Annotated in this window: 12 protein-coding genes; all 12 read right to left on the bottom strand. The window is 34.1% G+C overall.

The window, feature by feature from the left end:
• Positions 1–69: 69 nt before the first annotated feature.
• A complete protein-coding gene (locus CN601_RS00780) occupies positions 70–1,002 on the bottom strand; it encodes a peptidase U32 family protein (protein WP_098169683.1) in 933 nt (310 codons plus the stop codon).
• Positions 989–1,654: an O-methyltransferase gene (locus tag CN601_RS00775; RefSeq protein WP_098121805.1), complete on the bottom strand. Its 666-nt coding sequence runs from the start codon at positions 1,652–1,654 to the stop codon at positions 989–991. The genes CN601_RS00780 and CN601_RS00775 overlap by 14 nt, the downstream gene beginning before the upstream one ends.
• 232 nt (positions 1,655–1,886) lie before the next feature.
• Entirely contained in the window at positions 1,887–2,981 is a 1,095-nt protein-coding gene (gene mltG, locus CN601_RS00770) for an endolytic transglycosylase MltG (RefSeq protein ID WP_257131568.1), read from the bottom strand.
• 120 nt (positions 2,982–3,101) lie between these two features.
• Positions 3,102–3,392 (bottom strand): DUF1292 domain-containing protein, encoded by a 291-nt coding sequence (locus tag CN601_RS00765; protein ID WP_056472710.1) that lies wholly within the window; start codon positions 3,390–3,392, stop codon positions 3,102–3,104.
• Positions 3,393–3,488: 96 nt separating this feature from the next.
• Entirely contained in the window at positions 3,489–3,905 is a 417-nt protein-coding gene (gene ruvX / locus CN601_RS00760; protein WP_098169681.1) for a Holliday junction resolvase RuvX, read from the bottom strand.
• Between the two features lie 3 nt (positions 3,906–3,908).
• The gene (locus CN601_RS00755; protein WP_056472706.1) at positions 3,909–4,175 is read right to left on the bottom strand and encodes an IreB family regulatory phosphoprotein; all 267 of its coding nucleotides are present in this window, start codon (positions 4,173–4,175) and stop codon (positions 3,909–3,911) included.
• 114 nt (positions 4,176–4,289) lie between these two features.
• Positions 4,290–6,941 carry an alanine--tRNA ligase gene (alaS, locus tag CN601_RS00750; protein ID WP_098121808.1) on the bottom strand — a complete coding sequence of 884 codons (2,652 nt, stop codon included), beginning with the start codon at positions 6,939–6,941 and terminating at the stop codon, positions 4,290–4,292.
• 366 nt (positions 6,942–7,307) lie between these two features.
• A complete protein-coding gene (locus CN601_RS00745) occupies positions 7,308–8,375 on the bottom strand; it encodes an AI-2E family transporter (protein ID WP_098169680.1) in 1,068 nt (355 codons plus the stop codon).
• Between the two features lie 604 nt (positions 8,376–8,979).
• Complete coding sequence (locus CN601_RS00740; protein ID WP_098121810.1) at positions 8,980–9,114, bottom strand: DUF3918 family protein; 135 nt, start codon at positions 9,112–9,114, stop codon at positions 8,980–8,982.
• A 13-nt stretch (positions 9,115–9,127) separates the two neighbouring features.
• Positions 9,128–9,316, bottom strand: coding sequence for a hypothetical protein (locus CN601_RS00735; protein ID WP_098121811.1), 189 nt, complete (start codon positions 9,314–9,316; stop codon positions 9,128–9,130).
• A gap of 112 nt (positions 9,317–9,428) precedes the next feature.
• Positions 9,429–11,786 (bottom strand): SF1B family DNA helicase RecD2, encoded by a 2,358-nt coding sequence (recD2, locus tag CN601_RS00730; RefSeq protein WP_098121812.1) that lies wholly within the window; start codon positions 11,784–11,786, stop codon positions 9,429–9,431.
• A 34-nt stretch (positions 11,787–11,820) separates the two neighbouring features.
• Positions 11,821–12,480 carry a tetratricopeptide repeat protein gene (locus tag CN601_RS00725; protein WP_098169679.1) on the bottom strand — a complete coding sequence of 220 codons (660 nt, stop codon included), beginning with the start codon at positions 12,478–12,480 and terminating at the stop codon, positions 11,821–11,823.
• Between the last annotated feature and the right edge of the window lie 25 nt (positions 12,481–12,505).

Genomic DNA, 12,505 nt, shown 5'->3' with positions numbered 1-12,505 from the left:
ATTGTGAGCCCAGAATCCTAAAACTCTTACAAATCCAGTTTTCTCTGCCTTACCTGTTTAAAAGCTCTATTAATAAACTGTTTCCTTGAAGAAGAATCCTGCGTCCAGTGGTCTGTTTACTGGCTGGATTGCCTCAATTTTATCGAAAAGTTCGTCTTTGATTTCTTCATATGCTTCACGGTCATCTACACATAGGTCAATCGCTTGTCTGTATAATTTAGTTACTTCAACGATATATTCCGAAGATTTTAAGACACCGTCAATTTTGAATGAATCAATACCTGCATCAACTAATTCTTCTAGCTCATTAATAATACAAATATCGTTTGGACTCATAATATGAGTTCCGTTTTGATCTTCAAAAATCGGATATTTGTTATTACGTTCATGGTCAACTAAGAACATATTTTCTTCATATTTCTTTTGTTGAATAATCTCTAAGTTTTTACCTTGGTATTCAAAATAATTACCTACTAGAGAACGTTTAGATTGGAACATACACGTCATTCCATGTACTTGTACTTCGATTTCTACATTCGCATTTTCTTTAATTTCAGCAACAGCTTCAAAGCTTAGTTCTCTAGCTAATACAGCACGTTTTGACCCTCGTTTACCCCAGTAATTACATGTAAACCAGTTAGTTGCTGTTGTTTCTGTGTTCCAATGTAACTGCATGTTTGGTGCAATCTGACGTACCGACATAAGGACTGCTGGGTCACCAAAAACAATCGCATCAACATTTGCATCTCTTAAAAATGCAATGTAGCCTTCTATTTCATCAAGAATTTCATTATGGTATACGCCATTCATAGCTATATATACTTTTACATTTTTTTTATGTGCAATTTCTACTGCCTCTTTTACAGCTTCACGATTAAATTCACCCGCTAAGCGTAATCCAAAGCGTTGTTCACCAATAATAACTGCGTCTGCTCCAGCATCAGCTAATTTATCTATATCATTTAGGTTAGTTGGCGTAACTAATAATTCAGGCTTCATCATTATTAACTCCCCTTCTCTTACTAATAGCAACTCCATCACCAATCGGCATAATTGTTGAATCATACTTTGGGTGGTTCATTAGCCATTCATTGTAGTTTTGAATTCTTTTTATTAAAGCTTTCTTGCGTCGATTATCAACTAAATCCGCACTTTCAGCAACCTGACCTTTAAATAGTACATTATCCGATATAATAACACCTCTATCTGATAATAACGGCTCATATAATTCAAAGAATCGCTGATACTGAGCTTTAGCTGCGTCGATAAAAATAACATCAAATTGTCGATTGTCAGGCAATTTTTCTTTTAAAAGTAGAGCGTCCCCTTCTAAAAGTAGAATTCGATCACCGTAATCACTTCGACCAATAAACTCTTTTGCTTTTCGAATTCTTTCTGCATTTCGCTCCATTGTAACAATCTTTACATTTGGAAACTCTTTTGCCATTCGAATACTCGAGTAGCCAATTGCACTTCCAATTTCAAGTATTGAAGTTGGCTGTATTAAATAAAGTAAACCAAGCATAAATTCCATGCCTGCTTTATCCATAATTGGTACATGATGCTCCAATGCATATGTTTCCATTTCTTCTATAAAAGGTTCTCTATGTTTATAAAAATTCGCCAAGTATTGACGAACTAAAACGTCATTCATTGCTTATAAAGCCTCCAATAGAAATACAACCTTGTTTAAAACAAGGTGTAAGTAAAATTTCTGTGTATCTGAATTTTTTAGACCCGTAATATTCTAACATAAAAAAAAGACCCTTGGCTAGTACCAAGAATTGTTGCAACGCTTACACTATTTTTTGATTTACAAAATTCCTCAGTAGACTATTTGTACTACTGAGGAATTTAATATTTTGTATACAAGTATTTCCAATTTTTTATTTTATATGCTTTTCTTTTTCAGTATTGTGCTCTGCTAATGATTTAGTGAAGATTACTTTACCTGTTTTATCAGCTAGGAAGTATAGATAATCTGATTTAGCAGGTTCAAGCGCAGCAACAATACTATCTACTCCAGCACTTGCGATTGGTCCAACCGGTAATCCTTTTACATAGTAAGTGTTATAAGGAGATTTAACTTCTAAATCTTTATATAATACACGTTGTTTATGTTTACCTAAAGCATATAAAACAGTTGGATCTGTTTGTAAAGGCATATTTACTTTCAGTCGATTGTAAAACACACTTGAAATCAACTTTCGATCTGTAGTACCTGTAGCTTCTTCCTCAATTAACGAAGCCATCGTTAAAGTTTGATGTGGTGTAAGCTTTTTGTTAGTCATTTCAACTTTATATTGATCTAAAATTTTCACTGTTTCATTTAACATTGGCGTAATAATTTGCTCTAAGCTTGGTGTGAAATCCCCATACATATAAGTCGAAGGGTACAAATATCCTTCTAGTGGATATCTAACTCCTTTTTTAAAGATTTCATTTGTTAATAATTGCGGAAACTTTTTTTGTAAACCTTGGATAAATGCTTTATCATTTAACTGTTTAAATACATTCGCTTCATCTAATTTAAATTCTTTTGCAATAATCGCAGCGATTTCCTTTAATTGAGATCCTTCTGGAATCATTAAATCCTTAACAGCTACTTGGTATTTTCCCCCTACTTGTAGGTGGTTTACAATTGTTGAGATTCCTTGATTTTCACTAAAATGATAGTTGCCTGATTTAAGACTAGCGTTGTTATGCAATTTCACATATAGTTTAAAAATTGTTGTATTTTTTATTAAGTTTTTCTTTTTGAAAATTGCTGCAATATTATCAACTGAGCTTCCTTCAGGAATTGTTACTAATTTAATTTGTTTATCGGATGCATTAACAGGTTTTAACATATATTTATATGTAGCAAAGCCTGCTCCAACTAAAACAATTAAAGCAATGATAAGATATGTAAAAATACGAATACCTCTGCCTTTTTTAGTTGAATTATTGAATCCATTTTGATTAAATTCATTATAAGTCAAGTTACCAACCTCCTTTTCCACGTTATAGTATACTACAAATAAGTGGTGAATCGGCAATTTTCTACATAAAAAAATGCTAAACACCTTATAAGTGATTAGCATTTTTAAAATTCGAGAATATTATTCTCCTTCTTCTTCGTCAAAGAAAGTATTTAATACTTCTTCAACCATTTCCCATTCTTCGTCAGATTCAATTGGATATAACTCTCCATCTTCACCGTCTTCTGCAGGAATGAAGCTAGAAGCATGATAGATTGGATCTCCATCTTCATCAAACTCTTGTCCTACTGGGCTGTAAATTACGTATGATTTACCATAGTCATCTGATTCAAAAGTCATAATAATATTACAAAGAATCTCATTACCTTCCTCATCGATGATTGTAATTTGTCTGTCTTCACCGTGTTCCATTTATATCACCTCTATTATTTTAATCCTTTTATGTACAAGTATAAAAGTGAATATGTGGAGTTTGCCCAGTAATCGGCCAAGCTCCACTCTTCTTTATCACTTTATACTATCTAAGTAGTTTTGTAAAATAACTACTGCTGCCATTTTATCGATTACTTGCTTTCTTTTCTTACGACTTACGTCAGCAGAAATTAGTAAACGTTCAGCAGCCATCGTTGAAAGTCTTTCATCCCATAGTATAACCGGAAGATTGAATTCTTCTTCAATCATTTTTCCAAAACGCTTGCAAGCTTCACCGCGTTCTCCAATGCTTCCGTTCATATTTTTAGGTAAACCTACTATTATTTTTTCAATTTCGTAGCTGTCGATGATTTCTTTCAGTCGGTCTAGTCCAAATTTCTGACGTTCTTCGTTAATTCGAACTGTCTCAATGCCTTGAGCTGTCCAACCTAGAGCATCACTTACAGCTACACCAATTGTTTTAGTTCCTACATCTAACCCAAGTGCCCTCATTAATTATTCTCCACGATGTTGTTGTAAGTATGATTTAACTAGTTCTTCGATTATTTCATCGCGCTCTAGCTTTTTCATCATACTTCTTGCGTCATTATGACGAGGAATGTATGCAGGATCACCTGATAGTAAATATCCTACTATTTGATTGATTGGATTATAGCCTTTTTCTTGTAACGCGTCATGAACCTTTAACAAAACTTCATTAACTCGTATATCTTGACCTTCATCTTGCAAACTAAACTTCATCGTTTTATCAAATGAATCCATACAAAGCACCCCACTTATCCGTATATTTTTAGCTAATTACATTGTACCATTTTTATTGGACAGTTACGAATCAGCTAAAAATTTTTATTTCTGTTATTGTACACGATTTTTGTTTTATTTTGAAATCGTGTTCATCCATTTTTCAACAAAAGCAACAGCTTCGTCTAATTTTGCAGGATCTTTACCACCAGCTTGAGCCATATCTGGACGGCCTCCGCCTCCGCCGCCACAAATTGTAGCAGCTTCTTTAATTAGATTTCCTGCATGATATCCTTGGCCAACTAAATCTTTTGTAACACCAGCAATTAAGTTTACTTTTCCATCATTAGCAGATCCAAGCAATACAACAACAGATCCAATTTTATTTTTAAGATCATCAACCATCGTACGGAGACTATTCATATCTGCTCCATTTACTTTAGCAGCAACGAATTTCACTCCATTTACTTCTTTCACACTATTACTAATATTTCCTGCTTCAATATTGCTTAATTTTGAAGAAAGTGATTCATTTTCTTTTTGTGATTGTTTTAAATCTGATTGTAAAGTTTCAATACGAGAAACAACGTCTTTTGTATTCGATTTTAATAGACTAGCTGCATCTTTTAATTGACCAATTTGTTCCTGCATATATTCATAAGCTGCTTTTCCTGTCACTGCCTCAATACGACGAGTACCTGCTCCAATACCTGATTCAGATACAATTTTAAACGTACCAATCGATGCTGTGTTATCAACATGGCAACCACCGCATAGCTCTAAACTATAATCTCCAACTTGTACAACTCTTACTACATCACCATATTTTTCTCCGAATAATGCCATTGCACCCATTGCTTTTGCTTCAGCAATTGCTTTTTCAGAAATTTGAACTGGGATACTTTCCCAAATTTTTTCGTTCACAATTTTTTCAATTGTTTCTAGTTCATCTGCAGTAACTTGACCAAAATGTGAGAAGTCAAAACGAAGACGCTCTTGGTTTACTAATGATCCAGCTTGGTTTACATGAGTCCCAAGTACATCTTTTAATGCTTGATGTAATAAGTGAGTAGCTGTATGGTTCTTTACGATACTTGAACGATTAGCTTTATTAATAGTTGAAGTAACTTTAGCACCTACTGATAGTGCACCTTCAACAACCTTTACACGATGTAAACTTTGTCCGTTAGGTGCCTTTTGTGTATCAAGAACCTCAACTTTTAAACCAGGAGCTGTTATCGTTCCACGGTCTGCAATTTGACCTCCACTTTCAGCGTAGAAAGGGGTTACATCAAGAATTAAATGAGCTTCCTCACCATTTGCTACATCTTCAACTCTTTCACCGTCTTGAACTAGAACAAGAACTGTAGATTCAACTGAGCCTTCGCTATACCCTACAAAAGATGAAGCTTCCTTAATTTCACGTAGTGCCTCACTCTGTACTTGCATTGAGTCTACATCTTGTCTTGCAGAACGAGCGCGTTCACGTTGTTTTTCCATTTCAACTTCGAAACCATCATGATCAACAGTTAATCCTTCTTCTTCTGCATATTCTTCTGTTAATTCAATAGGGAATCCGTATGTGTCATAAAGACGGAAAACATCTTCACCATTTATAACTGTACTTCCTTTAGCTTTTGCATCCTTCATTACATTTGTAAGAAGTGATAAGCCTTCATGTAAAGTTTCATGGAAACGCTCTTCTTCGTTTTTAATTACTTTTTGAATAAATGGCACCTTATCCATCACGTTTGGATAATAGCTTTCCATAATTTCTGCAACAACTGGTACAAGCTCAAACATGAATGGACGTTCAACGCCTAGTTTTTTAGCAAAACGTACAGCACGTCGAATTAATCGACGTAATACATATCCACGCCCTTCATTTGAAGGAAGTGCACCATCTGCAACAGCAAACGATACAGTACGAATATGGTCAGCAATTACTTTAAAAGCAGTATCTTTATCTAAATCACCATTGCGGTATTTTTCATTAGAGATTGTTTCAACTACATTGATAATTGGCATAAATAAATCAGTGTCAAAGTTTGTATCAACTTCTTGTAGTACACTTGCCATACGCTCTAAGCCCATTCCAGTATCAATGTTCTTGCTCGGTAATTCAGGATATTCTTTACGGTCTAAACCATCTTTTGAATTAAATTGAGATAATACAATATTCCAAATTTCTAAATATCGATCATTCTCTAAATCTTCTTTTAATAATTTAATTCCAATGTTTTCAGGATCGTATTTTGTTCCACGATCATAGAAAATCTCTGTACATGGTCCGCATGGTCCTTCACCGATTTCCCAGAAGTTTCCTTCTAACAGGATAATATGCTCTGGATCTAGCCCTAATTTAATCCATAAATCATAAGTTTCTTTATCTTCTGGGTATACAGTAACGTATAATTTTTCTTTTTCAAAACCAAACCAGTTAGATGAAGTTAATAACTCCCATCCCCATGTTACAGCGTCTTCACGGAAATAATCCCCGATTGAGAAGTTACCTAACATTTCAAAAAATGTATGGTGACGAGCTGTTATACCTACATTCTCAATATCATTCGTACGAATTGATTTTTGTGAATTTGTTATTCTTGGATTCTCTGGAATTACACGACCATCAAAATATTTTTTTAATGTCGCTACACCACTATTAATCCACAATAAGGTTGGATCTTCTACTGGTACTAAAGATGCACTCGGCTCTATAGAGTGACCTTTTTCTTTAAAGAAATCTAAGTACATTTGGCGAATTTGAGCAGCCGTTAGCTTTTTCATTATATTAACCTCCATTTAGTAAATTTATCATGTTATAAAATGACTTAAAAAAACAAAAAAATCCCGTCCCTAAAACAGGGACGAGATGTACTCGCGATACCACCCTGATTATGAATAGAAAGCAAATTGCTTAGACATTTACTGCCTCGATGTCTATTCATCACCTCAAGTGACCGTAACGTGGCCTGACGTCAGTGATTAGCTGCATTCAGGAGTAGCTTTTCTGTCACCCTTCATTAAAGTTTCTTTCAGCCTAGGAAACTTCTCTCTTTAGTAAATGCTTAAATGGTCTGTGACATACTTTTTCCTTCAAAATTTTGCAAATATAATTGTATGAAAAAATAGTATCATTGTAAAAAATGAAAGTCAAGTTGAGAGTCGCTCTTTTCTATTACTGAAATACCGTATAACAGAAATGACGACAACTAGTAATGGAACAGCAAGTAGTAATCCTACAAACCCAGCTACTTCACCTGCAACCAGGAGAGAAAACATGATGATTACCGGGTGAGTATGAATCGATTTTCCAATAATAAGTGGAGAAAGAACATTCCCTTCGATTAATTGTAAAATAATTAATATAATACCTACTCTAATTAGTAAACTTGTACCTTCTGAAGCAGCTAAAAATAAAGTTGGTACAGCTCCAATGACTGGACCAAAATAAGGAATTATATCTGTTATGCCAATGATAACCCCTAACACTAGAGCATATTTCATTCGAACAATCCAAAGAAAAATTGTTGCTAAAACAAAAAGTAAAAAACAAACTAATATTTGACCGCGTATATATTTTCCAAATGTATTATCAAGTTCCTTTGCCATGCCCTTTGTTTCATAACGCCATTTATAAGGTATTATTTTCCATAATATATTCGTTAAGAGCTTATAGTCTTTTAAAAAGTAAAACACGATAAATGGAATAATAAAGAGCGAAATAATATTGTTTACTAATTGTTTCATCCATACCCCTGATTTATTCAATAATGATAAACCAGATTTTTCAGCCCCATTAATCATTAAATCAATCCGATTGTGAAGAAAGATTGGCATTCTTGAAGTTTTCTTCTCAATTTTAGATAAAAACTGATCATATAATGCCATTACTTTTGGGAAAGATCGCAATATATCTTCCCATTGTTGTTTGAAGATTGGTAATAGCAAATATAATCCTAATACACATCCTCCAAAAAATAAAAAATAAATAAGTAAAATCGCATATACTCGTTTTAACCCTTTTCTATGAATGTATTCAATTGCTGGGTGCAATAAATAAGCAATGACTAGGCCAATCAAAAACGGCACCATCGACTTCAAAATACCAATCACAATATGTAAGTAAACTGGTTTTAAATAATAAAATACAATACCAACTAATCCTATTAATAAAATTAAACATAATCGATAAATCCACTTTAATTTTAACCCGTCCATAAAAAACCTCCATACTGATAATAGTATGGAGAATTTCAATCAATTTATGTGGCTTTCAATAAAATTTGAAAAGTCTTCTCGCTTCCACCTGGATCTAAAATAGATCTTATCAATTTAATCCATAATTTTTTTCATGTAAGGGAAGCTATATGATGTTGATTTCCACTACAGGATTCTCGCTTTCCATGGGGCGAGACCTGAGCCTCCTCGGCTAGCCTGCGGGGTCTCAGCCTTCCCGCATTTCCCATAGGAGTCGAGAACCCTTCCGTTCCAATCAACTTCTTCAAAATAAAAAAAGTATGAAATAAGAACCTTAATAATCCCCTTTGGTTAGAAAAAAGAGATTAAAATACTCGGTTATTCTGCTCATATCTGTAAATCGTCACTTTTAAACTAATAATTGAATTTGTTCAAACAATTAACATCTATAATTTATATTCTGAAAAAGAGCCATTACTAAAGAATGTTGATATTTCACAAACAAATTATCTTCAACAAAAAAGATTTACCATCAGATAAATCACCTAGTAACATTTTAACTATTGACTAATTTATATTTCAACAACAAAAAAGCACATGTCTATATAGACATGTGCCTCAAAAATTAAAGCATTTTTTTCAATGACTTTCTCATGCGTTTCATGTTTTTTGAAGAAAGCCATTTATTGTCGTACGCCAATTTCATCGCAAGTGCACCTGCACCCAAACCTAAACCTAATAAAGAGCTTTTTCTAGCCATTAATTAACCACTCCTACATACTAAGTTTTCGATCCTCATCGTCAAATAAATCATCTAACGAACTTAACGTACCATCTTCTTCAACTTGGTGGGTATAAATCATGCCTTTATTAATTGTTAGTTCAATATAGCAACCCCAACAGTAATATTGATTTACACCGATTTTCCCTAAGTCTTTACTATGACAATTTGGACAAATCACAACGCTCGCTCCCTTAGCCTAAAAAAGGCAATGTTTCTAAGCATTGTGACCAAATTTTCATAAAAATATACGTTAGTACAGGAATCGTCTTGCACTATATATTCTTAGTCAATTACATGAAATCATAAGGTGAAAGATTTGGTAATTCATCTGAAAGCTGAAATGGCAAATCATTATCTAACTGTACTTCACCATTTTCAATTCCTTTTAATTTCATACATAGTGTAGTTTGTCTTTGTCCATCATCCGTTCGACCGATCCCTTGAATAAATGCGTCTTGTTCACCACATATAATTAAGAACTTCTTACTTCTTGTCACTGCCGTGTATATTAAATTTCTTCGTAGCATTCGATAATAACTTTTTACAATCGGAAGCACAATAATATCAAATTCACTACCTTGTGACTTATGGATTGAGCAACAATAAGCAAGTGTTAATTGAGAAAAATCTGGTCTAGTATACGTTACTTCATTTCCATCAAATGAAACGATTATAATGTCCTGTTGCTCTACATTTTCTTTAGCGAAAAATATATTAACGATCTCACCCATATCACCATTAAAAACATTGTTTTCAGGGACATTTACGAGTTGGAGTACTTTATCACCTGTACGGTAAGTTGTATCTCCAAAATGCATTTCACGCTGTTTTTCTCTTTTAGGGTTAAACACCTCTTGCAACCCAACATTTAGAGCATCAATACCAGCTGGACCGCGATACATCGGTGCTAGCACTTGAATATCTCTTACAGGAAAACCTTTTTTATTGGCATTTTCACACACCTTTTTGACGACTTCAACAACTTGTTGACTTGAACAACCGATAAACGAACGATCTTTTCTTTGCTCAAATAAATCCTCGGAAATTGTTCCATCTTTTATATAATGTGCAAGTGTAATAATCGAGGAATCTTCTGATTGACGGTAAATGTCTTTTAATCTCACTGTTGGTACTGTCCCAGAGTTTAATAAATCCTTTAATACTTGACCTGGACCAACTGACGGTAATTGATCCTCATCCCCTACAAAGATCACTTGGCAGCCTTCTGGGATACTTTTCAACAGTTGATTCCCTAACCAAACATCAACCATTGAAAACTCATCAATGATCAGTAATTTTCCATTTAAAGGATTGTCCTCGTGATGGCTAAACTCGCCTTCTCTTGTCCAACCAAGCAAACGATGAATTGTTACTGCCGGCAATCCTGTTGCTTCGCTCATACGTTTTGCAGCTCTACCAGTAGGCGCAGCAAGCAAATATGGGAATGGATCATCTTTCGGATACGAATGCTGGTCTAACGATAGATCATGAATTTTCGAGAAAAGATTAACGATTCCTTTAATAACTGTCGTTTTTCCTGTCCCTGGCCCACCAGTTAAAACCATCATCGCTGACTCCATCGCCTTTTTAATTGCTTCTGCTTGCGAAGGTGCATATTTCACTTTCATCTTTGCTTCAAGTTCTTCTAGCTCTTTTACAAATCTTGATTCAGTCATTTCACCTAAATCTGGAGCACTGCTTAATAATTTTTGGATTGCATTCACAATCCCTTTTTCTGCGTAATAAAGAGCAGCTAAATAAATCCGCTCGTCTTCCATTACTAGCTTGCCGTCTGCTACTAACCGTTTCATTTCCCGAGAAATGTCGAGTGCTTCGACAAGCTCTTTATCTTGTTTCATTAGTAATTGTCTAGTTTCGTCAATAAACTGGTCTTGTGTAATATAAACATGACCTTCTTGCATCGATAAATGCTCTAATATATATATACACCCCGCTCGTATTCGATCAGGATGATTTCCAGTAATTCCGATAGCTCGACCAATTTCATCTGCTCTTCCAAAACCAATTCCATCTACATCTTCAATCAACTTAAATGGATTTGTTCGTATAACATCTAGAGTTGATTCATTATAAGTCTTATAAATTTTAATCGATAAGCCTGTACCTATACCGTAGCTACTTAGAAAGCTTATTACTTTTTCAAGGCCTTGATGAGATAAAATGGTCTCATAAATTTCTTTAGCTTTTGCTTTTGCCAGCCCGGGAACACCTTCTAAGCTATCAGATTTATCTAAAATTTTATTAATTGCACCTTCACCTAGATGATCAACAATTTTTTCGGCCGTTTTCTTTCCAATTCCTTTAAACAAATCTGATGATAAATATTGGATAACACCTTTTTTAGTAGATGGAAGCTCTTTTTCAAACGATGAAATCTGAAATTGTTTACCATACCTTGGATGGTCTTTTAGAATCCCTTTAAATGTATATGACTCATCTTCATTCATTCTTGGAATATTTCCAGTAATAGTCATTTCCTGTTCACAATTTGATAAATTTGTATCGACCACTTTTACCTTTGCAACAGTATAAAAATTTTCTGCATTATAAAAGATGATTGTTGTGACATTTCCTTTAATATAAGGTGTCTCATCAACAAACAATTCCATTTCACTTTGCGTTTGCATTTCTCCACCTCCCAAGCTTTAAAACTAAAGTAACTTATTCTTCTTCTTTATTTTCAATCACTTTTAATGCATGCATTGCAAGCATGTGATCATCTTGATTTTCAATCGCTTTATTAAAATGATCTTTAGCAATTTCAACATGATCATTAAACATCGCAATGATACCTAAATTGTAGTGTGCATCAGCATGATGTTCATCTAATTGTAATACCTTTTCTAAATTTACTTTTGCTTCATCTAACATTTCTAATTTTGCTAAAGTAAGACCATATTGGAATAGTGCATCTACGTCTTTTTCGTCTAGCTCAATTGCTCGTTGAAAAAATGGAAGTGCAAAACGATCATCTCCATTATTTACACAGCATAATCCAATCATAAAATGTACATCACTATCATTCATGCCAAGTTTCACACAATGTTGAAAATGATTTTTTGCTAAATCAAACTTTCCATCCTCAAAATACACTGTTCCGACAGCGTAGTGTGCAGCTGCTAGTTCTGGATCAATTTCTAAAGCTTTTTCAAAAAAGCGACAAGCTCGTTCTACATCGCCCATTGATAGTAAAAGCTGACCAAAATTAACATATGCTAATGAGTTAGTAGGATTTTCTTCTATTTCTTTCGTTAAAAAATTAGCTGCAACTTCTAAGTTTCCTTCTTGAAGGGCTGCAACTCCGCGTTCAAAATTATTCATGTATAACACCTCTATGTATTTTCTT

The organism is Bacillus sp. AFS017336, from assembly GCF_002555445.1.
In the GTDB taxonomy this organism is placed as follows: Bacteria; Bacillota; Bacilli; order Bacillales; family Bacillaceae_G; genus Gottfriedia.
Note: the sequence above shows the minus strand (reverse complement) of the source record. Positions and strands in the feature narration are given on the sequence as shown.